This window comes from Dolomitihabitans soli, assembly GCF_022213955.1.
Lineage (GTDB): Bacteria > Actinomycetota > Actinomycetes > Streptosporangiales > Streptosporangiaceae > Streptosporangium_A > Streptosporangium_A soli.
Map to the genome: position 1 here is coordinate 316,604 of NZ_JAKNTW010000002.1, position 25,065 is coordinate 341,668.

Consider the following 25,065-nt stretch of genomic DNA (forward strand, 5'->3'; position numbering starts at 1 on the left):
TCAGGCATACAGGCGCCCCCTCACGCTCACGGCCTCGCCATACCCGAGACCACGGGCTTCCACGAGATCAGGCATACAGGTGCTCCCTGGCGGTCGCGGGGTCGGCGGGGGGTGCGGCGAGCGCGGACGTGGCGGCGCGTTCCATCTCGGCCCGTGCCGCGCCCTCCACCGCGTCGACGGCGGAGGCGGGCACCCCGTCGGCGAGCAGTCCTTCGCGCAGCCGGACGATCGGCTCCCGGCGTCCGATCCGGTCCAGTTCACCGGGCTGCCGGTAGGTCTCGGCGTCGCCGATGTAGTGGCCGACCAGGCGCTCGGTCATGCACTCCAGCAGGGTCGGGCCGCCGCCCTCGCGGGCCACCTCCAGCGCGTCGCGCACGTGGAAGCGGACCGCCTCGGCGTCGTTGCCGTCGATCCGGTGACCGGGCATGCCGTACGCCGCGGCGCGGTCGGCCAGACGCGGGGCGCGCACCATGTCGCGGATCGGGGTCAGCTCGGAGTAGCGGTTGTTCTCGCAGATGAAGAGCACGGGCAGGGCGAAGGCGGCGGCGAAGTTCATCGCCTCGTGCACCGCGCCCTGGTTCATCGCACCGTCGCCGAAGACGGTGACGGCGGCGCGGTTCGAACCGTCGAACCGACCGGCCAGCGCGGCCCCGCAGGCGATCGGCGCACCGGCGCCCACGATGGAGTTCTCCCCGTGGAAGCCGTACTCGGCGGCCGTGAAGTAGGCGGAGCCGCCCCTGCCGCCGTTGACACCGGTGGCCCGGCCCATCAGCTCGGCGAAGAGAGGTTCGGCGGGAACGCCCCTGGCCAGCGCCCAGCCGTGACCGCGGTAGGTCGCGAACAACGCGTCCTGCGGCTCCAGCACGTCGCACGCGCCGGCCGGGATGGCCTCCTGCCCGACGCACAGATGCACGGACCCCACGATCGGGCCCTCGGCGCGCAGGTCGCGCACCTTCTCCTCGAACGCGCGGATCCGCCACATGGTCAGCAGATCCGCGAGCCGCCGCTCACTCAACGTCGTTCCCCTCACCGGTCTCGATCCCGTCACCCCTGCCGCTCCGCCAGGCCGCGAGGGCGGCGGCGCAGACCGTCTCGGCGTCGCCGAGGTAGGACTCGGGCAGGATGGGCAGCACGCCCAAACTCGTGAGGTCACCGGGCGCGGCCACCTCGCGCAGGGCGTCGGCCAGCGCGAGCCCGCGCGCCCGCGCCTCGTGCGCCGCCCGGTAGACCAGGTCGTGCGCCTTCTCACGGCCGAGTACGGGGGCCAGGCGCATCATGTACGCCTCTGCCATGATCAGGCCGCCGTCGGCGTCGAGGTTGGCGCGCATGGTCTGGGGAAAGACCCGCAGGCCGGCGGCGACCTCGGCGGCGGTGGCGAGCGCGCCCGCGCCCAGTTCGGCGAGCAGCGGCACGAGGTACCACTCCACCTGCCACTCGCCGGCCGCCCTCTCGTGACCGGCCTCCATCGCCCGGAACAGCCCGGAGCTGAGCGCCCCCGCCGTCCCCGACATGCCGATGACGGCCTCGCAACCGATCGGGTTGGCCTTCTGCGGCATCGTGGAGGACGCGCCGCGATGATGGCCGCCCGCCTCCCGGACCTCGGCGATCTCGGTCCTGGACAGGTCCACGACCTCGCGGGCGAAGCGCGCCGCGGTCGCCGCGAGGCTCGCGCAGGTCACGCCGAACTCGGCGATGCCGTCCCTGGCCACATGCCACGGCACCGCGGTGGTGCGCAGGCCCAGCCGTTCGGCCATGCCCTCGCGCACGGCTGAGGACCGCTCCCCCAGCGCCGCTGAGGTGCCGCCCGCGCCGAACAGCGAGACGACCCGCACCTGCCGCGCGGCGCTCGCGAGCCGTTCGCGCTGCCGGGTCGCCTCCGCCAGCAGCACCGCCGCCTTCGCGCCGAACGTCGTGGGCACGGCCTGCTGGGCGTGGGTGCGGGCGGCGACGACGGTGCCGGCGTGCGCGGCCACCAGCCGGTCGAGCGCGCCGCCGAAGGAGTCGAGCAGTACGGCTAGGCGGTCGAGCGCCTCGCCCATCTGCAGGGCGAGGGCGGTGTCCATGATGTCCTGCGTGGTCGCGCCGTAGTGGACGCGGCCGTCAGGCCCTGCGGGCAGGGCCGCCGCGATCATGCGGACCAGCGGCAGGATGGGGTAGCCGACGTTCGCCGCTTCGAGCCAGAGGCGTTCGACGTCGATGTTCGCCGGCACACAGGCCGCGGCGACGGCTTCCGCGTCGGCCGCGGTGATGACGCCCGCGTCGGCCTGGGCGCGGGCGAGCGCCGCCTCGGCGCGCAGCCAGGCGAGCACGGTGCGGTCGGCCGAGAAGATCTCGGCCATGGCGTCGTCGCCGAAGAGCTCGGGGAGCAGTTTGAAGGTCTGCCGGGTGCCGCGGGTGGCGTGCAAGGTCAGTTCATCTCCAGTCCGCCGTCGACGTTCAGCGCCTGGCCGGTGACGAAGGAGGCCAGGTCGCTGGCGAGGAAGAGCACCGCCGAGGCGACCTCTTCGGGACGGCCCGCCCGCCGTAGCGGCGCACGCTCGCTGACCTCCTTCAGGAAATCGGCCCCCGCGCCGCCGCCGAACCGCCGGTCGCGGTCGTTGATGATGTCGTCCCACATGGCGGTGCGGAAGACCCCCGGGCAGACCGCGTTCACCCGGACGGGTGCGAGCGCCTCGGCCGCCGACTTCGTCAGGGAGATCAACGCCGTCTTGGCGGCCGAGTAGTGCGCCGCGTTGGGACGGCCCGAGCGGGCGGCGACGGAGGCGAGCGTCACGATCGAACCGCCGCCCTGCCCGGCCATCCGCCGTCCGACGGCCTGGGTGAGCCAGAACGTCGCGTTCAGGTTGACGTCGATGACGCGAAGCCATTCGCCGGCCTCGATGTCGAGCAGCGGCGTGGTGTGCATGATCCCCGCGCAGTTCACCAGCACGTCGATCCGGTCGAGCCCGGCCGCCAGCGCCGCGGCCTGGGCCGGGTCGGTGAGGTCGGCCGCCCAGGCCCGCGCGCCGAGGGTGGCCGCCGCCTCGGTGAGCCGCGGCCCCGCGAGGTCGGAGAGCACGACGTCCGCTCCCGCGTCGGCCAGTGCGCGCCCGCAGGCGAACCCCAGACCTCCCGCGCCGCCCGTGACGAGGGCCGTACGGCCGGCCAGGTCGATCGTGACAGCCATCCCGATGGCCCCTTCAGTCGGCCGAGCAGTCCGGTCAATCGATTGACCAGAACATAACAGCGGCCCACAAAGCAAACAAGAGGACAACCAAAGCCCTCAAACTCTCACGACGTAATTTGCACTTCATGGCACCGACCCGAGCGGAGGGCCATGCAGGCCGGCTCGGGCCGGAAGAGTTGTCAAAATCCAGTGGTAGGCGGATCTCGGGGTATGCACAATCATCAGTTATGTCGATGACGCCCCTGACCGGCCCGATGTGTACGCGCGAATCACTCGCCGCCGAGCTGCGTGAGATTGGTGTTCTCCCTGGTGAGACCCTTCTCGTGCACTCCTCCCTCAGCTCGCTCGGCTGGGTCTGCGGCGGTCCTGAGGCCGTCGTTCAGGCGCTGCTCGATGCCCTTGGTGACGACGGGACTTTGGTGGTGCCGACGCTCTCGGGGGACAACTCGGATCCGGCGACATGGGGCAATCCGCCGGTCCCTGAGACATGGTGGGCGGATATCCGTGCATCGATGCCGCCCTATGACCCGCGCACGACACCCACCCGCGGTGTCGGTGTCATCCCGGAGACAGTCCGCAATTGGCCGGGCGCCGTCCGCAGCGCCCATCCGCAGACTTCTTTCGCGGCCCTGGGTCCGCGCGCCGCTGCGATCGTGGCCGGCCACACGCTGGACTGCCAACTCGGCGAGCGAAGCCCGCTCGCACGGCTGGAGGAAGCAAGGGCGCGGATCCTGCTCCTAGGCGTGGGCTTCGCATCGTGCACGGCGTTCCATCTGGCCGAGTATCGGATCCCCGCGCCACAGGTCGATAACTCCTTCGCGGTCATGACCCCGCAGGGACGCCGTTGGAGTACCGTCCGTGACATTTCGATCAGCGAGGAGCGCTTCGGTGATCTGGGGGCGGCCTTCGAAAAGGAGCGCCCGGTGTTCCAGGGCAAGGTGGGCGCGGCCGAGACTCGGCTGTTCTCCCTGGCTGACACTGTCGCATTCGCCGAGGTCTGGCTGGCCGAGCACCGGCCGCGTACCGCCTCGACCTGATGTCCCGCTCTCGGGCCTCAGCTTCGTGGCACCTGGTAGAGGGCGCCGTCGCCCCAGGTGGCGGTGTGCAGGACTCCGTCCGGGTCGGCGGCCAGCGCCACCGGGGAGCCGAGCCCCGACATCACCGCCACGGCCTGGCCGTCCCTTTCGATCCGCTTGATCTGGCCGCCGGACAAGTCCACGGCGAACAGGCGGTCGTCGCGGTCGACGACCATGCCCACGCCCAGGCCTTGGAAATCGTCGGAGAACGGCTCCGCCTCGCCGTCGCGCGTGATCCGGGAGACCACGCCGCCGACGTAGTTGGACACGTAAATCGTTCCTGCGGAGTCCTCGACGACCCCGACCGGCGTGTTGAGGCCACCCGCCACGCGGCTGACCGCGCCGTCCGGGGCGACGCGCATGATCTCGTCGCTGGCCCTGTTGCAGACCAGCAGGTTGCCCCGGGAGTCGAAACTGATCCCCGCGGGGGTGTGGAAACCGGTGGCGAAGGTCTGTCGTTCTCCGGAGGGCATCACCCGGTGGATGACGTCGTCGGAGTAGCCGGCGACGTACAGATTGCCCTTGCCGTCGATGGCCAGGCCCGACGGAGAGGAGATCTCGGCGAAGGTGGAGCGGCGTCCATCGGACGTGATGCGCTCCACCGTTCCCGCGGACCAGTTGGACACGTACACGCTGCCGTCCGGGCCGTAGACCATGCCGGTCGGGGCGGAGAAGTCGGTGTACAGCGGAGAGCCGGGGGTGGCCGGGGACCCAGGAGAGGCGGGGGTCCCGGTGGTGGCCAGGCTGGACGCCGGCGTACCGGCCCGCGGCTGTCCGCCGTCACCGGCGCATGCCGACAGGGCGGTCATCAGCAGGGCGCCCGCGACCAGCACGCGCGGCCCGTTCAAGCCGGAGGCGAAGGGGAACCGCATGATCAGACCTCCCCGGTACGACCCGCGCCGACGGGCAGCAGGCCCCGTTCGGCGAACACACGCTTGGCCACGAAGACGGCGTTGAGCGCCTTCGGGAAACCGCAGTACACGCTGCTGTGGATCAGCGCCTCGACGATCTCCTCGGGCGTCAGCCCCACGTTCAGCGCGGCGTTGAGATGGACCTCAAGTTGCGGCTCGCAACCACCGAGGGCGGTCAGCACGCCGATGGTGACCAGCTGCCGCTGCCGCGGCCGCAGCCCCGGCCTGGCGTAGATGTCGCCGAAGCCGTAAGACACGATGTGCCTGGCCAGATCAGGCGCGATGTCGCGCAGGGATTCAACGACCCGGTGACCGCTCTCCCCATCCACCGTGTCCAAGACCTTAAGGCCGCGCGCATATCGTTCGTCTTCCATCATCGCTCTCCTTCCAGCAGTTCCTCATAGTGGGCGATCTTGGTATCCAGGGCACGGTTGTTCTCCCGCAAACTGCGGATGCGCCTGTCGACGCCGTCGCGGTGCTCGCGCAGCAGGGCCAGGCGCTCTGCCACGCTCGCGTCCCCCTCGCGGCGCAGCCCGGCGAAGCGCTGCATGTTGGCGATCGACATGCCCGTGTCGCGCAGGCGGAGCAGGAAGGCCAGCCAGTCCATGTCGACGGCCGCGTACCGCCGGACGCCGCCGGCTGTGCGGCGCACGCTGTCGATGAGGCCGGCTTTCTCGTAGTACCGCAGGGTGTCGGCCGACAGACCCGTACACCGGGCGACCTCGGCGATGGGCAGCGTCTCATCCTCGTCGAGGGCGGGAGCCGCCGGTGATGTCATGGTCATGGCGGTAACGCTAGAAGTTGGAGCGCGCTCCAACGCAAGCCCGCTTGGGGGGCGTCACGGATGCCGGGGCAGGGCGCCACTTGACCTCAAGTGCCCTTCATCTTTCAAGCTGGATCACACGGCGCATCGGTGTGAAGGGGAACAGAGATGGCAGAATTGAAGATCGGCATCAGCCTGCCCACGATGGCGGAGGTCCTGCCGCTGGGGCCGGGGGCGGTGGCCGAGGCGGCACGCCGGGCCGAGAGCTCCGGTCTGGATTCGGTGGGAGCGGCCGACGTGCTCATCGGCGACGGCACGGTGTCGCTGGAGAGCATCGCCGTGGTGGCCACCGCCGCCGCCGTCACCCAGCGGGTGAGCCTGGACTTCGGCGTGCTGTCGTTGCCGACCCGCCCCACCGCCATGCTGGCCGCGCAGATCCAGACGTTGCAGTATCTCTCACAGGGCCGGATCCGGCTGGGTGTCGGGCTCGGCGGCTTCGCCGGATCACCGTTCTGGGCGGCCGTGAACGCGCCCGCGAAGGGACGCGGCCGGCTCGTCGACGTAGCGCTGGAGGAACTGCCCCGGCTGATCGCGGGCGAGCCCACCCCGGTCGGACCCGGCCCCGATCAGCCGATCGTCACGCTGGCTCCCGGAACCCCGGTGCCGCCGATCATGATCGGCGGTGGCGACGGCGACGCCGTGCTCCGGCGGGTCGTCGCGCACGGCGACTTCTGGCTGCCGTCGTTCATGACCCCCGGCCAGGTCGCCGCCGCGGCGGCCCGCCTGCGCGACCTCGCCGAGTCGAGCGGACGGCGGCGGCCGCCGGGCATCCAGATCGGGGTGCACGCCGTCCTGGGTGACGACCCTGCGGACCGCACCGCACGCGAGGCCATGTGGCGCGAACTCGGACCGGCCTTCGCGATGACGCCTGAGCAGATCGCCGAGGCCACGATCACCGGCGGGCCGGCGGAGGCCGCCGAACGCCTGGCCGCCTACGCCGAGGTGGGCATCGACGAGGTGGGCATCGGCGTGCACAGTGGCGATTATCTGCGCCAGCTCGATCTCATCGCCGAGGTCCGCGCCCTGCTGCGCTGAGCCTGACGTCGTGCCCGTTCTCCGGCGGAGGGCTCTCTGCGCCGCCGAGAGTCGCTGGGCTGAATTCTCGGTGCCGGGAAGGCCACGTCCAGGCTCTCGCGTGAACGTCCCCGGCCCCCGACCGTGCGGCGCGGCGTGTGTCACACCTGGGAGATCACACGCAGGCTCTCACCACGCGCACCGAGCCCTACCGCCACACCGGCGGCCAGGGAAATGATCATTGACGAATTCTGTCGGATGGCCCATCTAAGTTGGTGCCAGTCGCTGTTTTGGAGGAGCCGTAATGACTGAACCGACCGTTGCCGGTGGAGGCGCCTCGCCATGGCTCCGCGGGCCGCTCCGGCCGTTCCAGCACGGGCAGTATCGCTTGCTCGTCGGCTCCCTGACGGCGTCCATGCTGGGCGAAGGTCTGTGGCTGATGGCCATGGTGTGGCAGGTGATCGCGCTTGACGGCGGAGCCGCCGAGCTCTCGATCGTCTCAACCGGCGCGGCGGTGGGCATGGTCGCCACGGTCCTGCTCGGCGGAGTGGTCGCCGACCGGGTCCCGCAACGCCGGATCCTGCTGATCACCGAACTGCTCCTGGCGGGCGCGGCCATCCTGACCGCGACGCTCGCGCTGCTCGGGATGATCGACATCTGGTACCTCGCCGCGGTCGCGTTCCTCCGGGGCGTCGGCTCCGGCTTCTACTACCCGGCCTACTCCGCGATGCTGCCCTCCATCGTGCCGGCCGACCACCTGCTCGCCGCCAACGGCGTCGAGGGCACGTTGCGGCCGATCATCATGCAGGCCGGCGGCCCCGCCATCGCCAGCTTCCTGGTGGCGGCCTACTCGCCGGGCGCCGCGCTGGCGGTGGGCGCCGTGGCACAGGTGGTCGCGACGATCTTCCTGGTCCTGCTGCGCCCCGTTCCGGTACGGCGTGACCCGAGCGCGGACGAGTCGCGGCATCCCGTCCGGTCGATGCTGATCGACGTGCGCGAGGGCTTCGTCTACATGGTCAAGACGCCGTGGCTGCTCGCGACGCTGGTCTTCGCCTCGCTGATGATCCTCGTGACGATGGGCCCGATGGAGGTCCTGATCCCGTTCGCGGTCAAGGACGGCGCCGGCGGCGGGCCGAAGGAGCACGCCATCGTGATGGCCGCCTTCGGCGTCAGCGGTGCGCTGGCCTCGCTGGCGATGGCGTCCCGCAAGTTGCCGAAGCGCTACCTGACCACGATGAACCTGATGTGGGGCATCGCCTGCCTGCCGTTCATCCTGATCGGGCTGGCCAACGACGTCTGGTTGATCGCCCTCGGCGCGTTCATCCTCGGCGCGCTGTTCAGCGCACCGATGGTGATCTGGGGCACGCTGCTGCAGCGCCGGGTGCCGCCGGCCCTGCTCGGCCGGGTGTCGAGCCTCGACTTCTTCGTCTCGCTCGTCTTCATGCCGGTGTCGATGGCGCTCGCCGGTCCGGTCAGCATCGCGATCGGCCTCGTCCCGACGTTCGTCATCGCCGGCATCCTGCCGCTTCCCATCGCGATCCTGGCGATCGTGCTCGCCCGGATGCCGGCCGACGAGCTGGCACACCCGCTCGACCAGGAGGCCGACGACTCCGGCGACTCCGAACCGGAAGACACCGGCGCCGGCGAGCCCGGCGGGGAGGAGCCCCGGGCGGCGTCGTCCACGCACTGATCACCGTCACACAGCCCGCCGCCGTACGGCGAGGGCCCGCATCGCACTGATCACCGTCACACGGCCCGCCGCCGCGCGGGCGAGGGCCCGCGTCGCATGGCCGCCGAAGCTGATGACCTTCGCCTTCCTGCTCGCCGCGATGGCGAGCGGGGACGGCGGACGCAGCCCGCCTTCCGCCGATGGTCACCGTGTGCCGGCAGAAGCAGTGCCGGCCTGGAGCCTTCACGAGAACTTTGTCTTCGTTGTTGACGATGTTCTATGGCTCCACTAACGTCGTCTCCATCAGAGACGGTTTTCAACGCATCCTGGCGACGCGAGAAATCCGGCTTGGGCGTGGTAGTAATGAGATCCGCTGAGGAGGCCGGAAAGACAAGTTGGGTGCACCATGACCGAGCGCTATCTCGGCGTCATCGGCCTCGCCGACGCGCTGGGGGTGAGCCGGCACGCGGTGCACAAGTGGCGCTCCCGCTATCCCCGCGATTCGAACCACCCGTTTCCCGAACCCGACGTCGAGGTCGACGAGTCTCCCGGCTGGCGGGCTGAGCGGCTGGCGGAGATAGTTCGGTGGCGCGATGGCCTGCCGGGTCGCGGCACAGGCGGCGGCCGTCCTTCCGTCGCACGCCAGGAGTACCTCAGGCAAGCGGCGATTCGCGGCCTGGACCGGAGCGAGGCGATGCGCGCCCTCGTCACGTTCACCGAAGAGTTTCCCGAGATGACCGAGCCGGAGCTCTGCGCCTGGCTCGTCGACAGCTGGCGCAAGTAGCGCGTCCGGCGACACCACGTACACGGAAGGCGATGACGCATGCCCGAAATCGGCGGGCACACCGCACCTGGATTCGAAGAAGTACGTACGGCGTTCGCGGCCAATCTGGCCGGCGACCAGGAGGTGGGCGCCGCGGTCGGCGTCTACCTGCATGGCCGGAAGGTCGTCGACCTGTGGGGCGGGATGGCCGACCCCGAGAACGGCCGCCGCTGGGAGCGCGACACCCTGCAGGTCGTGTACTCCACCACCAAGGGCGTCACGGCCGCCTGCGCGCACCTGTTGTCCCAGCGGGGCGAACTCGACCTCGACGCACCCGTCGCCGAGTACTGGCCGGAGTTCGCGGCGAACGGCAAGCAGCACATCCCGGTCCGCTGGCTGCTCACCCACCAGGCCGGGTTACCGACGATCGACCATCCGATCACCCCGGCGGAGGCGATCGCCTGGGACCCGATGGTGACCGCACTCGCCGCTCAGCGCCCGTCCTGGGAGCCGGGCACCGAACACGGCTACCACGGGCTCACGTACGGCTGGCTGGTCGGAGAAGTCGTCCGCCGGGTGACCGGCCGCAGCCTCGGCACGTTCCTCGCGGAGGAGATCGCCGCACCTCTCGGCCTGGACCTGTGGATCGGGCTGCCGAAGGCCGAACGGCATCGGGTTAGCCGGATCATCACCGACCCGCTCGAGTTCGGGACGCCGGCCCAGATCGACCTGGACGCCCTTCCCGACCCCGTGCGCGCGGTGATGGCGGCCTACACCGATCCGACGTCGTTGACCGTACGGTCGCTCACCGTCGTCCAGCCTCCGCTGGACCACAACGACCCCGACGAGCAGTCGGCCGAGATGCCCTCGACCAACGGCATCTGCACGGCCCGCGCGCTGGCCCGCTTCTACGCCGCGCTCATCGGAGAGGTCGACGGGCACCGCATACTCGAACCCGGCACCCTGGCCGCGGCGACCGCGGAGCAGGTCAGTGGCACCGACCGCATCCTGCGCGTACCCGTTCGGATCGGCACCGGTTTCGGACTGCCGACACCCGACGCGTTCTGGTACAGCCCGACCGCCTTCGGGTTTCCCGGTCTCGGCGGATCGCTCGGCTTCGCCGATCCGGCGACCGGCCTCGCGTTCGGCTATGTCATGAACCGCATTCAGGAGAACCCGCCGAACCTGAGAGCCGCCGCCCTCCTCAGCGCGGTCCAGAACGCGATGAAGGCCACAGCCCGCTAAGGACCTGCGCCTGTTTTCGTGTGGCGGGCGGACCTCAACTCTTGACGGACTCTGCGATCTGCAGGGCGGCCTGGGCGGGCGTGAGGTGCGCCCCTGCCTAGGCTTTACGGGCGAGCAGTTGAATCGCCTGGAATTGCCGTCGGTCGGTGGGCTGAGGCTCGCGAACCATCCGGGCCACCTCGGCCAACCCGGACTTGCGCAGCATCGCGGCGAGGTGGTCAGGCGACCACCGATAGGCCAGGGCGACCGCGTGATCGAAGACCTGCGTCAGGTGAGACGGATCCTCGCTTGCCGAAAAGCCGAGCAGAAGGTGGCCGCCAGGTGCCAGCACGCGGTGGAACTCCGCCAAGATGACGGGGAGTTCCTCCGGCGGAGTGTGGATGATGGACCAACGTGAGAGTGCGCCGCCAAGCACACCGTCAGCGATGTCCAACGCGGCCATCGAGCCCACGTCGAACCGCAGGCCCGGATAGGCCTGTCGAGCCAACTCGATCATCGCAGGAGAGGCATCGACACCGAACGCCGCCAGCCCCAGCTCGTCCAGATAGGCGGTGATATGGCCAGGCCCACACCCCAGGTCCGCGACCTGACCGTCCCCACTCGCACTTACGACCTCGGCGAAGACACCCAAGATCGCGCGGTCCAGGGGACTGTCACGCAGCGTGTCCCGGAACAGCTGCGCATAAGTGGGGGCAGCAGCGTCGTAACCCTCGCGGGTGACGCTGAGGGCATCGTGTTCGACCATGCTCGCGACAGTAGTAGTTCCCGGCCCCGAGGCGAATCGACCTGGGCATGCCCGAGAGCCGACGCTCTGCCGGACGTTCAAGCCACACCACCGTCCACCTCGGCATACCCGACTTCCGGAGTAATGCCGGACGTCATGATGCCGAGCTGTGACGGTGGTGCCGCTTCGAATCAGTAGTGTCTGTCCAGGGCTTCAACGAGGGTGCGGAGTTCGCGCGCCCGCCGCCGGGTCATCGCCAGCATCACCGCTTCGAGGTACTCGCGGGCCTGCCGCGGGTCGCCGCAACAGGCCCACTCCGTGCAGCCCTCGCTCTCGTAGTCCCACAGGCGTCGATTCGGCTGGTGGACGAAGCTTCTCCAGCGCACCATCGCCGACTCGATCGAGCCAGGCCACAGGTACTTCTTCTGACGCTCGATCCGTCGGATCTCTGCGAGTGCCTTCGAGGACAGACCGTGAATGGTCGTGATGTCGTCTTGCAACCGGGGCCGGCGCGGAAGGTCGGCACGGACGCGGCCAAGCCGTTTACGCGGCATCGGCCTTTCTGATGATCGTCATGCCAGACATCTTCCCATCAGAGGCTCCATCCGACCAGGATTACCGATGACGCCCGGCCTTCCTCATGAGTCGGATGGAGCCGCTCGTCGAGCCGGACCGCCAGGACGAGCCGCTATCGTGCAGCCGTGACCGGTTCCGGGCGTCCGCTGCTCTTCCTCGATGTCGACGGACCACTCATTCCCTTCGGCGCGCCGCAGCAGTATCCGACCTATCAAGCGAGTCCCGAACCACAGGAACCGACTCGAATCCGCTTCTGGCCAGGATCAATCCCATGCACGGGCCCCGGTTGGCGGCACTACCGTGCGATCTGGTCTGGGCCACGACATGGATGGCTGACGCGAACGAGTGCATCGCACCACGGATCGGCCTGCCGCAGCTGAAAGTGGTGATCTGGCCGGAATCATCCGACACCGACGAGCAGGACGAGCGGAACGGGCTGCACTGGAAGACCCGCGCTCTCGTCGACTGGGCAGCAGGGCGCTCATTCGCCTGGGTCGATGACGAGATTACGAGCACTGATCGAACCTGGGTGTCCGCACACCATCGCGGACATGCTCTGCTCCATCGTGTCGACCCCCGTCAGGGCCTGACCGACTGTGACTACGCCGCTCTCAACGAGTGGCTGCAGAGGACCATCGGGGCGCCGCCATCGCATGGTTCGGCGTGAAACCGGCCACGAGTCCAGTCAAGTACACCTCGCCCGACTTCTGCAGATTTCCTCTGGCGACGCCCTGGCTCCGCGAAAACGGCGGATTTCGTGAAGGCCCCAACCGTTCACCCCCTCTGGAGCGTCTTGTCTACATGACGGATTCCGAGGCGTTCGAGGCCTTCGTCGTCGCCTGGCACCCGCGGCTGCTGCGTGCCGCCATCCTCATCAGCGGTGACAGGCATCTGGCCGAGGACGTGCTCCAAGATGCCCTGATCAAATTGGCGCGCCGCTGGTCGAAAGTGCATACCGACCCGGTCAGCTACGTGCGTACCACCCTGTACAGGGACGTGGCGTCCAGGTGGCGGAGGCGACGGGAATTCGCCTACGGGGAGCCGCCCGAGCAGGCGGATCACGACATCTCGGGAGCTTCGGACCTGAAGGTGGTGTTCGCCCGCGCGCTGGCCAGGTTGTCGGTGAAGCAGCGGGCGGTGCTGGTGCTGCGCTTCTACGAGGACCTGCCCGTCGGGGAGGTCGCCGCGATCCTCCGGGTCTCGTCCGGGACGGTGAAGAGCCAGACGCACGCGGCGCTGAAGCGGTTACGCGAGGTCGCTCCCGAGCTGGAAGAGGTTTTCATATGACGGACCAGAGGCTGCGGGAGCTCTTCAGTGATCTCGCCGAGACTCTGCCGGAGGGGCCGTCCCGCGCGGGCGAGCTGTGGCGGCAGGGCACGCGGAGCCGTACCCGCCGCCGGTGGAGGGTGGCCGCGGCGGCCGCGACGGTCACCGCGCTCGTCGTGGTGGGGATCGCCGTGTCCCCGGAGTCGGTCGAGCGCGGCATCACCGTGTATCCCAGCGTCACGCCCCCGCTCACGCCCACGATCCCGCCGACCCCCGCCACGGACACGGCGCCGCCGCCCAGCGGCGAGGAGGCGCTGCCCACGCTGGCGACCGCGCTGCCGGAGAAGTGGGCCGACATCCCCGTCGTGACCGCGGTTTCCGGACCTGTCCTGGCGCTGGCCGAGTTCGGCGACGGGCGGATCTACATGATGAAATCCGGCGGCCGCATCCCTCTCGATGTGAAGCTGGGTGATTCCGTGGACTCGGCCGGCAACGGCGGGACGCCGCTGAAGCCCAACTCGCTCGCCCCCGACGGGACGATGGCCGCCTTCCCGCAGAAGGACGAGGTGGTGGTCGTCGACCTCGTGATCGGCCGGGCCAGGCGCTACCCGGTGCCGGGGTTCAACGAGGTGGTGCTCTGGCGCGGCGGGCAACTCCTCGTCGAGCAGGAGGAGGCGAACTACCTGCTCGACTTGGCCACGGGGAAGGTACGGCGGCAGCCGTACAAGGGCTTCACGGGTGTCGCGGGCTACCGCGACCTCAGGATCGTCTCGCCCGACGAAGGCGGCTGGACGGTCATCCAGGAGGGCGGGTCGGAGGTGGGGCTGGGCGTCCAGGACATCACCGACGAGGGCAGCATGCCCGTGGGCATCCTGGGCAACCACGGATGGCAGCGCGACGGCCTCGTCGCCAGGTCCGCGTTGGCCCACTCCGACCAGGCGAAGCGAGCCGACGTGGTCGTCGTGGCCGACGTCGCCACGGGACGGGTGGTCAGGACGCTGCTCCTGCCTTGGGGCGATTCTCCTGACATGAGGTGCGGGAAGGCCGGCTGCCCCGTGCGCGGCTGGATCAGCCGGGACACAGTGATCATCGAGAGCGAGGACAGGCTGCTCGGCTGGAACATCAACACCGGCGCGCTGTCACGGGTCGCCGACCTGCCCAAGGGTGTGACCGCCTACTCCCTGCGCAGTGGGTGAGCGGCCGAGCGCCGCGTCCATCGGCACGGAGGAGGCTGGACAGGTCCCAGGATCGAGGCCGGCTCGGCGAAGTCCAGGGACCTGTTGATAGATCGGCCCGGGGGCGATTAGCCTGTATATATGAATAGCTCTTCAGACGAGCGACTGATGGACATCGACGGGTGCACGGTCCGGGTGGTGGACGCGCCCCGGGTCGCCGTGGTGCGCGAACGGATGCCCGACGCGGCGGACCTGACGGACACCGCGGAGGTGTTCGGGCTGCTGGCCGACCCGGGCAGGCTGCGTCTGCTGGTCGCTCTGCTGGAAGGCGAGCTGTGCGTGTGCGATCTCGCCGCGGTGACCGGGCAGAGCGAATCGGCCGCGTCGCACGCGCTGCGGCTGCTGCGGGCACACCGCATCGTCGCGGTCCGCCGTACCGGACGGATGGCCTACTACCGCCTTGAGGACGCTCATGTGCGGATGCTGCTCGATCTGGCGGTCGCGCACACCGAGCACACCCAGGCCATCCACCCCGAACGCGACGGGAACCACTGATGGGCGCCGGGCACGGGCACGGGCACGCCGGAGCACGTCACCGGTGGCGGCTCGCGGTCGCCTTCGCCCTGGTCGGCCTCTATTTCGTGGTCGAGCTGGTCTACGGGCTGCTGTCCGGGTCGCTGGCGTTGCTCTCCGACGCCGGGCACATGGCCGCCGACGTGGTGACCCTGGGCGCCGCGCTGGTGGCCACCCGGATCGCCGCACGACCCGACACCACCGGACGCCGCAGCTACGGCTCCTACCGGGCGGAGGTGTTCGCCTCCCTGCTGGCCGTCGTGCTGATGCTGGTCGTCGCGGTGTACGTCGTCGTCGAGGCCGTGGGCCGTATCGGCGGCACGGCCGAGGTCTCCTCCGGGCCGATGCTCGTCGTGGGCGCGCTGGGCCTGCTCGTCAACGTCATCGCGTTGCTGCTGCTCCGCTCGGGAGCCGCGGAGAGCCTGAACGTGAAGGGCGCCTACCTGGAGGTGGTGGCCGACACCGCCGGCTCCGTCGGTGTCATCGCCGCCGGCTGGCTGGTGGCCGCCACCGGCCAGGCCGTATGGGACACGCTGGTCGCCCTGGCCATCGGCGCCTTCGTCGCCGTCCGCGCGATCTCGCTCGGCCGGCAGGTCTTCGCCGTACTGGGCCAGCACGTCCCGGCCGGCATGGACCCGGCCGCCGTGGCCGGCGACCTCGCCACCATCAACGGCGTGCGCGACGTCCACGACCTGCACCTGTGGACCCTGACGTCCGGCATGCACGTGGCGACCGCCCACCTGGTGACCGTCGACCAGGCCGACCACCACGCCGTGCTCGACCAGGCCCGCCACCTCCTGCGCGAACGTCACGGCGTCGCCCACGCCACCCTCCAGGTCGAACCCGCCGACCACATCGGATGCGACGAACTGGGCTGGTGAGCAGGACCTGCCCGCCTGCCCCTCGTCGCCACCGGGCCGCTACAGCGCCGCCTCCGCCGCGGTCGCGACGTTCATGCGGATGATGTCGAGCGCGAGCCCGTAGTCGATGCGGTCGAGCGTGTCGTCGGCGGTGTGCACGTTCTCGTTGGCGCCGTCCGCGCCCTCGATGGTGAGCACCGCGGGGATCAACGCGTCGATGAACGGCACATGATCGCTGTTGAACGGATTGAGCGAGGTCTGGACGGAGAGCGTGGTGTACGTCCCCGCGGCGGCGGCCAGGTCGTCGATGAGTACCTGGGACACCTCGGCGCCCTCCAGCAGCACGGTCGGCGTCGCCGTGTTGAGCGTCGCGATCATGTCCATGTTGATGACCATGCGGATGTCGACGCGTTCCTCGGGTCTCAGGGCCGAGACGTACTGCCTGCTGCCGAACAGCCCCTGCTCCTCCCCGCCGAACAGGATCAGGCGCAGGTCCTGCCGTATGTCCAGCCCCGCGAGCACGCGTGCGATCTCCAGCAGGCCGGCGGCGCCGCTGGCGTTGTCGTCGGCGCCGGGCGCCGGCGCGGCGGGACCGCCGGCCAGGTTGATCGAGTCCAGGTGGGCCGTGACCACGACGATCTCGCGAGGCAGGCGATGCGCAGCCAGCCGGTTGGCGACGACGTTGAAGCTCTGTCCGGACCCGACGGTGATCGGAACCAGCTCGGCCAGGTAGCCGAACCCCTGCAGCCGGTCCCGGGCTCGGCTCGCCACAGCAGGGAAACCGGCGCTCAGCGAGTGCCGGGTGCCGAAGTCCACCAGCTCGGTCAGGAACTCCCGGTAATCGTCCTTCGACACCTGGTCCACCAAGGCCTGGATCTCCGGGATCGGCGCACGGACGTCCGGGGTCACGGTCCGGAAGGCGACGGCGCCGGCGGGCAGCGGCTCCACCCGGTAGCAGACGTCGGCACGGGGCGGGATCTGCCCGAGCCGCCGCTCATCGATGCTGACGACGAGGTAGCGGCCCTTGTCCACCAGCACGGGGACGTCGGGGTGCTCATGCTGGAACACGCGTCCCACCTGTGTCACCAGACGCAGATCCCCGGCCTGCCCCGGCGCGGGACGCTCCTCCAGGGAGAGCCCCGTGAGGCGGACGCGCTCGTGCGCCCGATCCCAGAGCTCGTCGTCCGCGGTCCAGTACAGCATGGTGTCACCGAGGCGGGTCCAGTTCAGACCGGGCGTCGTGACCCGCGCCGTGGTCTGGTCCCGGTCGACGGGCAGGAGTACGGTGCCGAGCTTCATGGCTCTTCCCTCGCACAGATCATTTGGCGACAGTGAGCACGCCGTCCACGCAGGAGAGTACGTTCAACTCGTACGGCCTGCCATGCCCTTGGGGAAAGGTGACCTGGATACGACCGTCCGGCTGGGCTCGCCAGCGACCGACCATCTCTCGTGGACGATCGTCCGGGCCGGGACGAAGTTCGACGTACGTCCCGTCCGCCCGGAACTCCAGCCCCCGCCGCACGCGCCGCGCGGGGCGGAAAGGGTGATCGCGAGGACGATAGACCGCCGTGGTCTCGGTGTCCTCCTCGAAGGAGTGGAGCCAGGCGCCGATGACGCCGGGCGGCGCGTCGTTCACGCGTCGACCTCCGCCGGGCCCGGTGGTGACCCGATCATTTGCCGGTGTCGCCGGTGACCAGGCCGAGCGCCGACCGGATGTCGGTCAGGATCTCGTTGGTCAGCCGTTCGCTGTCGTGCAGCAACCGCTCCACCTCGCCGTTGTGCGCGGGCTGCTGCTGCGCGGGAACCGCCGCGACGGCCGCCGCCGGGGACGTCGCGGCTGCCGGGGCGGGCATCCGCATCACCTGCCCGACCAGGAGCGATGCCCGGGTCCCTTCCAGGCAGGCGTTCATCCGCGTGGCCTGTCCCTGGGTGAACATGAACATGGCCGCGTCGTCGGTGTAGTCCATGTAGTTCATGAACATGTCGCCGTGGGGGCCGTTGTCGCAGGTGATGCGGGGGAAGGTCGGGACGCCGGTGTTCGAGTCCGCCTGGTTCGGCGTGTCGGCGACCTTGTCGTCGCTGGTGCACGCGCCGTCGTCGTCGCCCCAGATGTGGTACAGGTCCAGCCAGTGGCCGATCTCGTGCGTCGCGGTGCGGCCGCCGTCGAAGGGAGCCGCCGCCGTGCCGGTGGTCCCGAAGGCGGAGTGCAGGATGACGACGCCGTCGGTCTGTGGCGGACCGCCGGGGAACTGGGCGTAGCCGAGGAGGGAGCCGCCCAGCTGGCACACCCACATGTTGAGGTACTGGTCACTCGGCCAGGGGTCGGACCCGCCGGTGGCGCTGGCCTTGACGCCGTTGTCCCAGGAGAAGCTGAGCTGGTCGGTCGGGACCCGGATGATTCCGTCGGTCGGTTCGCCGTTGGGATCGAGCGTCGCGAGCTGGAACTCGACCTTGATGTCCGCCACCAGCGGTTTCCACACCGCCGGCACGTTTCCCACGTCGGAGTTGGTTGCGCGGAAATCCTTGTTGAGGACCTCGATCTGACTGTGGATCTGCGCGTCGCCGATGTTCAGCTCAGGAGTCTTCGGGTTGTAGACCACGTGGACGACGACGGGCAGGGTGACCACTTCGGTACGCAGGGAGGCGCGACGGCCGCGCTCGTACTGCAACGCCCGGTTCTCGATCGCGGCGCGCCGCGATCGGTAGGTCATGCTCTCGTTGAGCAACTGGCGGTGGACGAGCATGGTGGCGCACAGGTCACGGCTCGGCGGCTGCGGAGATCCGTATTCGGTCATGAGAATCCTTCCCGAGTGGAACCGGGTGGCTCACCCGGTCCGGAGCACCCCTGGCACGTCTGAAACGCTCTGCGCCCGACGTACCCACCCTCGAATCCCCTTCAAGCTCCCAAAATCGCAAATAACCGACTAATGCGAATTTTCCCGATTAGGAGGGCCGCTCGGGAGCTTGGCGCTCTGGTTTACCGATGGCGCCGCCGGGCATTTGTGCCCCTGTACTTCCGCGAACGGAGGTGAGTCTCATGGGACATATTGTGGACTTCTCCACAGCCGAATCGCTCGACAGAAGCGCCCAGGAACTGACCGGGGCCGAGCGTGAGCGCCTGGAGGAATTCCTTCAGGAAACGAACGGCGAAGGCTGAGCAACGGCACGACCCGCAACCGAAACGATGGGCATGGGATCGGTTCTCCCATGCCCATGGTCACCGGCCATCCTCGAATCGACGCCGGCGGGAGGTCAAGGAATGGCGGGACGGGGTTCGGTGACGGAGGGGATGCGCGGCCCGCCGTCCGAGCCGGAGCGTGTCGTGTCGCTGGGAGAGGCCGAGCGACGGGCGCTGGCGGCACTGGCCGCCTTGGACCTGCGGCCGGAACTCGCCGACCTGGGGCGGGGCGGCGATCCGACCGCCTGGTGGTGCCGCCTGCTCGCCGGCGACGGGGACCTGCCGCCGACGGCGCGGGGAATGGGGAAGGGACGGCCCGACGAGGCGCGTGTGGGAGCGCTGTTCGAGGCCCTTGAGCACTACCTCACCGGCCCGGCCGGGTTCGATCCCGCGGCAGTGGAGATGGCCACGCCCGCCGAGATCGCCGCCGGGCCGCTGCGGGACGATCCCTGTGCCGTACTGCTGGCCGGGATGCCCGCCGAGCGGCTGGCCTGCCACCGCTATCGCCCCCTGCGAGGAGGCCGGGAGGCGCTGATGCCGCTGTTCCTGTCGGCTCCCTGGTATGTCGACGCCGGCCGCCTGCGCGAGCTGGCCGGGGACGCCTGCGACTACGGCCAGTTGATGCGCTACAGCTGCAACAGCGGCTCGGCCGTCGGCGTCACCGCTGAGGAGGCACTGCTGCACGCCCTCAACGAGGTCATCGAACGGGACGCCTTCTCCCTGCTCCTGGTGCGGTCCTTCCTCCGCCGCGGCGGCTTCCGGCCCACCGTGATCGACCCGGCGACGCTCCCGGCCGAGCCGGCCCGTGCGTACGCGGCGGCCGGGGAGCTCACCGGCGCTCCGGTGTACCTGCTGGACATCACCAGCGACCTCGGGGTGCCGACCATGCTCGCCTACACCGCCCCCACCGTCCGTCACCCGCACCGGCGCGGTGCGGGAACCTCGCTGAACCCCGGCTACGCCGCTTGGCGCGCCCTCACCGAACTCGTCCAGACCACCCTTGGCGAAAGCCTGTCCCGCCACCCGCCACGCGGAGAACCGGCGGGGCTGGCCGCCTATCCCGCGCTGCACGCGTGCGGACGGTTCGACCTCACCGGCACCCTGCGCGGCGCCCGTACCGTCCCGTTCGCCGCGGGGCGCCGGGTTCCCGGTCCTCCACACGCCCAGTTGCGCGAGGTGGTCGCCATCCTGACCGCGCACGGCCACACGCCTTACCACCGGACGGTGACCGCCCTCCCCGGTGAGATCACCGCCGTGCACGCGGTCGTGCCGGGCCTGGAACGCTTCATGCTGATCACGGACGGTAACCTCGTCCTGCCGGGACTCCGGGGCCGGGCCGCCGCCGATGTCCACTCCGCCGGTGTCCTCAGAGGGTGACCGGGGCCCGTTTCCGTGCCGATGCCGACGGTTGGCCTGCACATGGATCGGATCAACTGTTTTACCGCCAAAACAACCTTTCGCTTTATGGTTTTTTAGTGCCTTTTCATGTCACTCAACCGCATAATGGCTTTATGGCGGCACGACACTGGCAACAGAGTCCCAAGGCCAAGGCTTCGGTAGTGGTGGGCCTTTTGTTACTGGCTCTCGCGGCCGTCCTCCTATTCCTGGCCCCCAAACTTCCGATGGGCGGGATAGCCGTCGGGTTCGTGTCGATCGTGTCGGCGACGGCCAGCGTGGTGGCACTCGGGAACGGGATGCTGCAGTTGTTCTCCTGGTGGCGTAAGTCCACCCGGCCCGCGTCCGCCCCCACGACCACCGACATCGAGAAGGCCAAGGACATCCTCGCGGGCCTGGTGACCGAGCAGTGGAGGAACGAGACGGTCCTGCGGTCGCTCGGCGATCCCGAGCCCATGCCGGTGCCCTGGCGGTCGACCGAACACGAAGAGCTGGTCGACCATCCCGACCTGATCGCCAAAGGCGTCCTGGCCTTCCCCAACCTCGACGTGCACATCGCCACCATGGCCGACGACTTCCGCGCGCTGCGCTGCCGGCGCCTGGTCATCCTCGGCGGGCCGGGAACGGGCAAGACGACCCTGGCCGTGCAACTGCTCCTGGAACTCCTGAAGACACGGCAGCCCGATGAGCCCGTTCCCGTGCTGTTCTCGGCGGCACGCTGGGACAACGAGGCCCATCCTCAGTTGCGGGACTGGCTCGCGGCGAGCCTGGCGCTGGACTATCCCGCGCTGCGCGCCGAAGATCTCGGTCCGGACACCCCGAGAACGCTGGCGAGCCGCGGTGAGGTGCTGCCCGTCATCGACGGGCTGGACGAGTTGTCCGACCAGGCCCGCGCCGACATGCTCGCGGCGCTGAACCGGTCGATGTGCGAATCCGACCAGGTGATCCTCACCTGCCGCACGGCCCAGTTCGCCGAATCCGTCGAAGCGCTGGACGATGTGCTCAGCGCGGCGGCGGTCATCGAGCCGCAGCCCCTCTCCCCCGGCGTGGCGGCCGACTACCTGCAGGCGTGCCTCTCCCGCCGGTCCCACCGCAACTGGCCCGCCGTCCTGGACGCGTTGCGCACGACCACCGCACCCGCGCTGGCCGAGGTCGCCTCCACGCCCCTGGGACTCTGGCTGATCCGCGCCACCTACATCGCCCCCGGCAAGGATCCGAGCCCGCTGCTGGACCTCGGACGCCGGACCGCGCCCGAGCTGACCGACCACCTGTGCGACCAGCTCATCCCCGCCCTCGTCGGCGCGCGTCCGCCCGCCGACGCCCCGGCCCAGCCGTTCCGGCCGCAGCACGCCTGGAACCCCGAGCAGGTGGACCGCTGGCTGACCTACCTCTCCCGCCAGCTCATGCTCAGCGGCGAGGACACCCACGACGTGGCCTGGTGGCACCTGGCGCGCTACACCCCCAGCCGTTGGGTACGGCTGGCGGTCAGCGTCGCGTGCGGGCTCGTGGTCGCGGTCGTGATCGGCATGCTGACGGCGAACCCGCTCGCCGGCGCGGTGACCGGAATCCTGTCCGGGCTGGTGGTCATGGTCATGATCGGTTCATGGTTCACCGAGTCGCCCGGCTATGCCGACTTCCAGCTCAGGGGACGGCTCCCCCTCATCCTCCGCTCCCTGCGGGACGGACTGATCGTCGGCATCCTGGGGGCACTCGTGGGCTGGTTCATGGGGCGGCCCTATGGCGCCGGTCTCTACGCCGCGACCCAGATCGGCCTGTTGTCCGGGCTCGGCTTCGTGTTCGTACTCGGCCTGATCCGATGGGTCGAGCATCCCACCCCCGCCACCACGGCGAGATCTCCTCGCTCGACCTGGCAGGCCGACCGGAATCTCACCCTCATCCGGACGATCAGCGGGCTCCTGATCGGCACCCTGGTGGCGGTCATCGGGCTCCGCGACGTGCTGGCGTGGGACACCGCGCTCGTGGGCGGACTCGTGCTGGGGCTGCTCTTCGGGCTCATGCTGGGCAGTCACCACGCCTGGCTGGCCTACAAGCTGACCATTCCCCGGCTCGCCACCAGGGGAAGGCTGCCGCTGCGGGCGATGAACTTCCTCGACGACGCCCACCGGCTGGGCCTGCTGCGGACCGAGGGGCCCTTCTACCAGTTCCGGCACGTCGAACTGCAGCAGCACCTCGCCCGGTCCCGGGAGCGGCCCCCCAGCGGCACGGATCAGGAGGGCCGCGGCACCCGCGGGCCCGTCGCGAGGTCGTGATAGACGTCCCACAACTCGCCGAGGAACAACGTGCCGAACCGCGCCAGGCCGGCCGGCCCGTCAGGTCCCGAGGTGCGGAACGTCGTGAGCTGGCGGAGGAAGTCGGGCAGGCGGATCGTGATGACGCCCGCGGCGACCACGGGGGCCGCTGCGTCCCCGGCGGGCGCCGTGTGCCCGCGCAGCACACGGAGGTGGAGGGTCGAGGTGTCGCGCCACACGTCGGCCCCGGGGTCGTCGCGCACGTCCTTGTGCCCGACGAGGGTCAGCGGTGTGCCATCGCCGGCGAAGTGGAGGCGGTAGAGCATCCGCCGGTGCGCCGGGTCCTCGTCCCGCACGAAGAGGTTGAACCACCCCGCCGTCACCGGCAGGCGTTCGCCGCCGAGTTCGGCGCAGCTCACCCATCCGGTCACGGCGGCCTCGTGCCCGGCCTCCGCCACGAAGCGGTCGACGTCGTCGGTCCTGATGGTCAGGTGGACCATCAGCCGATGGCCGTTCGCGCGGCCCAGCCGTTCGCCCTCGACGGGGTCGGTGACGCCGGGCGCGACGTGGCCGCGCATCTCCTCGGTGAAGCTCAGGCCGGTGGTCTCCGCCGGCGCGGCGGGCCGTACGCCGGCGGCGGAGGCAGCGGTGTGGCGGGCCGGGTGGGGTTCCGCGTCGAGGATGTGCTCGCACGCCCGGTCGGAGAGCGCGGCGATGGTCAGGGAGGGGTTGGTGCCCACCGGGCCGGGCATGGACGCGCCGTCGAGCACGTACAGGCCCGGATAGCCGAAAACCTGGCCGTACTCGTCGACGACGCCTTCGCCGGGGTGCCGTCCCATCGGGGCGCCGCCGAGCGGGTGCACCGTGATCACCCTGCGGGTCCGCCACAGCGGGCTGTCCTGGTAGCCGGCGTTCAGCACCCGGGCGATGTCCCGCATGGTGATGCGCATCTGGGTGAAGAAGGCCATGGAGGTGCTGGTCGTCCAGTCGACGTCGAGGTAGCCCCGGCGCAGGCGCATGACCCCGTCGGGCACGTCCCGGCCCATCCCGAGCAGTCCCAGCGACCCGTCGGAGAGGCGCCCGTCGCCGATCAGCGCGGCCAGCTCCGCGTTGATCCGGGTCTGCGGGGACCGGGTGAGAGCCGCCCTGGCCCTGCCGAGAACGAAGAGACCGGCACGCCTGAGCTGGCCGCGCACCCCGGCGAGCTCCGCCAGCCACTCCACGAAGGGCGGGTAACCGGCGTCCTCGACGTAGAAGCCTCGCCGGCCCGGTGTCGTACGGCCGGCGTCGGCGGCGTCCGGCACCCGGATCGCACCGGTGATCACCGGCCCGCGACTGCCCTCCAGCGACAGATGGCGGCCGGCGTCGTCGCGGGCGCGCACGATCATGGTGAACAGGTCGCCGTTGCCGCAGAACCGGGTGCCGAGCCGGTGACTGAGGCCGGGGAACGCCGCCTTGCAGGTCAGCAGCAGGTAGGTGGTGCCGAGCGTGCCCGCGGCCAGGACGAGCCGGTCGCACGTGATGGTGTGCGAAGGCAGCCGCCGGGTACGGGTGCGCCGCCCTTCGTTCCGGGGATCGTGCACCACGTACCGTACGACGTAGCCGCCGCCGGGGGCCGGGGCCAGCGCTCGCACCTCGTGCAGGGTGCGGAGGTCGGCGCCGGCGTGCCGGGCGGCCGACAGGTAGGTGTGGTCGAGGGAGTTCTTCGCGCCGTCGTTGCACCCCAGGTCGCACTCGCCGCGCAGCCTGCACGTGGTCCGCGGCAGCCCGTGCAGGTTGCCGTACCCGGGATCGGGGATGGGCAGGCCGGGGACCGGATCGGCACCGGGCTCCGGGGCGAAGGCGACCGCCAGCGGGGGCAGCTCCCACTCCAGCCCGAGCCGCTCGGCGGTCTCCCGCATCATCCGGGTCTTGGCCGTCGTGTCGTAGGGCGGCAGGTCGAGGGGGTAGCGCTGGGCCTGCAGCATCCGTTCCACGGCGTCGTAGTGCGGGTCGAGGTCGGCGCGGGACACCGGCCAGTTCTCGTAGCCGCCGCCGGGCAGCGGGCTTTCCCGCACGAACCACCGTTCGGGCTTGCGCAGCAGGACGTTGGCGTAGATGAGGGAGCCGCCGCCGAGCCCGCTGGACACGGCCGCCCCGGTGCCGCGGAAGCTCCACAGGTCGAACAGGCCGTACAGGCCCTCGCTCGGGTCCCACAGGTTGCGGCTCATCGCGGCGGGCGCGCGCGGGAAGGAACCCGGAGGGTACGGCTTGCCGCGCTCCAGCACGACCACCCGCTTGCCGGCCGCCGCGAACCGGTAGGCCGCCACGGCTCCGCCGAATCCCGAGCCCACGATCACGACGTCGGTGTGCTCGTTGTCAGGAGGGCTTCCCTGGTGACGACGATAATCGTTCATTCCGCT

General features: G+C 70.2%; 24 protein-coding genes. 12 read left to right on the top strand and 12 right to left on the bottom strand.

All coding sequences use genetic code 11. The annotated features are described in order from the left end of the window. Nucleotides 1-67: 67 nt before the first annotated feature. Genes MBA17_RS06260 through MBA17_RS06270 form a run of 3 tightly spaced genes read right to left on the bottom strand, consistent with a single transcriptional unit; the run spans nt 68 to nt 3,166 of the window. The gene (locus MBA17_RS06260) at nt 68-1,015 is read right to left on the bottom strand and encodes a thiamine pyrophosphate-dependent dehydrogenase E1 component subunit alpha (RefSeq protein WP_238495318.1); all 948 of its coding nucleotides are present in this window, start codon (nt 1,013-1,015) and stop codon (nt 68-70) included. Further along, entirely contained in the window at nt 1,008-2,405 is a 1,398-nt protein-coding gene (locus MBA17_RS06265) for a lyase family protein (protein WP_238495319.1), read from the bottom strand. The genes MBA17_RS06260 and MBA17_RS06265 overlap by 8 nt, the downstream gene beginning before the upstream one ends. 2 nt (nt 2,406-2,407) lie before the next feature. Continuing rightward, complete coding sequence (locus MBA17_RS06270; protein WP_238495320.1) at nt 2,408-3,166, bottom strand: SDR family NAD(P)-dependent oxidoreductase; 759 nt, start codon at nt 3,164-3,166, stop codon at nt 2,408-2,410. A 227-nt stretch (nt 3,167-3,393) separates the two neighbouring features. Between MBA17_RS06270 and MBA17_RS06275 the strand changes: the two genes are divergently transcribed. Further along, nucleotides 3,394-4,203 carry an AAC(3) family N-acetyltransferase gene (locus MBA17_RS06275; RefSeq protein ID WP_238495321.1) on the top strand — a complete coding sequence of 270 codons (810 nt, stop codon included), beginning with the start codon at nt 3,394-3,396 and terminating at the stop codon, nt 4,201-4,203. Between the two features lie 17 nt (nt 4,204-4,220). Here the strand turns inward: MBA17_RS06275 and MBA17_RS06280 are convergent, their stop codons facing one another. Genes MBA17_RS06280 through MBA17_RS06290 form a run of 3 tightly spaced genes read right to left on the bottom strand, consistent with a single transcriptional unit; the run spans nt 4,221 to nt 5,937 of the window. Beyond that, a complete protein-coding gene (locus MBA17_RS06280) occupies nt 4,221-5,114 on the bottom strand; it encodes a virginiamycin B lyase family protein (RefSeq protein ID WP_238495322.1) in 894 nt (297 codons plus the stop codon). A gap of 2 nt (nt 5,115-5,116) precedes the next feature. Further along, on the bottom strand, nt 5,117-5,482 hold the full coding sequence (locus tag MBA17_RS06285) for a carboxymuconolactone decarboxylase family protein (RefSeq protein WP_238495629.1): 366 nt from the start codon (nt 5,480-5,482) through the stop codon (nt 5,117-5,119). 44 nt (nt 5,483-5,526) lie between these two features. Then, the gene (locus MBA17_RS06290) at nt 5,527-5,937 is read right to left on the bottom strand and encodes a MerR family transcriptional regulator (RefSeq protein WP_238495323.1); all 411 of its coding nucleotides are present in this window, start codon (nt 5,935-5,937) and stop codon (nt 5,527-5,529) included. Between the two features lie 147 nt (nt 5,938-6,084). Here MBA17_RS06290 and MBA17_RS06295 point away from each other — a divergent pair, with 147 nt between their 5' ends. From MBA17_RS06295 to MBA17_RS06310, 4 genes are all read left to right on the top strand, one after another. After that, on the top strand, nt 6,085-7,011 hold the full coding sequence (locus MBA17_RS06295) for an LLM class flavin-dependent oxidoreductase (protein ID WP_238495324.1): 927 nt from the start codon (nt 6,085-6,087) through the stop codon (nt 7,009-7,011). Between the two features lie 283 nt (nt 7,012-7,294). Then, a complete protein-coding gene (locus tag MBA17_RS06300; protein WP_238495325.1) occupies nt 7,295-8,680 on the top strand; it encodes an MFS transporter in 1,386 nt (461 codons plus the stop codon). Between the two features lie 385 nt (nt 8,681-9,065). Continuing rightward, a complete protein-coding gene (locus tag MBA17_RS06305) occupies nt 9,066-9,443 on the top strand; it encodes a hypothetical protein (RefSeq protein WP_238495326.1) in 378 nt (125 codons plus the stop codon). Between the two features lie 39 nt (nt 9,444-9,482). Next, nucleotides 9,483-10,667, top strand: a complete 1,185-nt coding sequence (locus MBA17_RS06310; protein WP_238495327.1) for a serine hydrolase domain-containing protein — start codon at nt 9,483-9,485, stop codon at nt 10,665-10,667. 97 nt (nt 10,668-10,764) lie between these two features. Here MBA17_RS06310 and MBA17_RS06315 read toward each other — a convergent pair whose 3' ends face one another. Beyond that, nucleotides 10,765-11,412, bottom strand: a complete 648-nt coding sequence (locus MBA17_RS06315; RefSeq protein WP_238495328.1) for a class I SAM-dependent methyltransferase — start codon at nt 11,410-11,412, stop codon at nt 10,765-10,767. A gap of 170 nt (nt 11,413-11,582) precedes the next feature. Beyond that, nucleotides 11,583-11,945: a hypothetical protein gene (locus tag MBA17_RS06320; protein WP_238495329.1), complete on the bottom strand. Its 363-nt coding sequence runs from the start codon at nt 11,943-11,945 to the stop codon at nt 11,583-11,585. A gap of 350 nt (nt 11,946-12,295) precedes the next feature. Between MBA17_RS06320 and MBA17_RS06325 the strand changes: the two genes are divergently transcribed. From MBA17_RS06325 to MBA17_RS06345, 5 genes are all read left to right on the top strand, one after another. Continuing rightward, on the top strand, nt 12,296-12,634 hold the full coding sequence (locus MBA17_RS06325) for a hypothetical protein (protein ID WP_238495330.1): 339 nt from the start codon (nt 12,296-12,298) through the stop codon (nt 12,632-12,634). Beyond that, a complete protein-coding gene (locus MBA17_RS06330; protein WP_238495331.1) occupies nt 12,586-13,254 on the top strand; it encodes a SigE family RNA polymerase sigma factor in 669 nt (222 codons plus the stop codon). The genes MBA17_RS06325 and MBA17_RS06330 overlap by 49 nt, the downstream gene beginning before the upstream one ends. Continuing rightward, nucleotides 13,251-14,429, top strand: coding sequence for a hypothetical protein (locus tag MBA17_RS06335; RefSeq protein WP_238495332.1), 1,179 nt, complete (start codon nt 13,251-13,253; stop codon nt 14,427-14,429). Before MBA17_RS06330 ends, MBA17_RS06335 begins: the two co-directional genes overlap by 4 nt. A 120-nt stretch (nt 14,430-14,549) precedes the next feature. Next, the gene (locus tag MBA17_RS06340) at nt 14,550-14,963 is read left to right on the top strand and encodes an ArsR/SmtB family transcription factor (RefSeq protein ID WP_274385012.1); all 414 of its coding nucleotides are present in this window, start codon (nt 14,550-14,552) and stop codon (nt 14,961-14,963) included. Beyond that, nucleotides 14,963-15,862: a cation diffusion facilitator family transporter gene (locus tag MBA17_RS06345; RefSeq protein WP_238495333.1), complete on the top strand. Its 900-nt coding sequence runs from the start codon at nt 14,963-14,965 to the stop codon at nt 15,860-15,862. Before MBA17_RS06340 ends, MBA17_RS06345 begins: the two co-directional genes overlap by 1 nt. Nucleotides 15,863-15,901: 39 nt before the next feature. On the opposite strand, the gene MBA17_RS06350 is transcribed toward MBA17_RS06345, so the two are convergent. From MBA17_RS06350 to MBA17_RS06360, 3 genes are read right to left on the bottom strand one after another with little or no spacing between them, the layout of a single operon-like run. After that, entirely contained in the window at nt 15,902-17,140 is a 1,239-nt protein-coding gene (locus tag MBA17_RS06350; protein WP_238495334.1) for a M28 family metallopeptidase, read from the bottom strand. Nucleotides 17,141-17,159: 19 nt separating this feature from the next. Continuing rightward, complete coding sequence (locus MBA17_RS06355) at nt 17,160-17,477, bottom strand: hypothetical protein (RefSeq protein ID WP_238495335.1); 318 nt, start codon at nt 17,475-17,477, stop codon at nt 17,160-17,162. A gap of 34 nt (nt 17,478-17,511) precedes the next feature. Then, entirely contained in the window at nt 17,512-18,636 is a 1,125-nt protein-coding gene (locus MBA17_RS06360; RefSeq protein ID WP_238495336.1) for a zinc metalloprotease, read from the bottom strand. Between the two features lie 464 nt (nt 18,637-19,100). Between MBA17_RS06360 and MBA17_RS06365 the strand changes: the two genes are divergently transcribed. Next, on the top strand, nt 19,101-20,396 hold the full coding sequence (locus MBA17_RS06365) for a YcaO-like family protein (protein ID WP_238495337.1): 1,296 nt from the start codon (nt 19,101-19,103) through the stop codon (nt 20,394-20,396). A 194-nt stretch (nt 20,397-20,590) separates the two neighbouring features. After that, entirely contained in the window at nt 20,591-22,684 is a 2,094-nt protein-coding gene (locus MBA17_RS06370) for an NACHT domain-containing protein (RefSeq protein WP_238495338.1), read from the top strand. Here the strand turns inward: MBA17_RS06370 and MBA17_RS06375 are convergent. Further along, entirely contained in the window at nt 22,642-25,059 is a 2,418-nt protein-coding gene (locus MBA17_RS06375) for a GMC oxidoreductase (RefSeq protein WP_238495339.1), read from the bottom strand. The genes MBA17_RS06370 and MBA17_RS06375 overlap by 43 nt on opposite strands. Between the last annotated feature and the right edge of the window lie 6 nt (nt 25,060-25,065).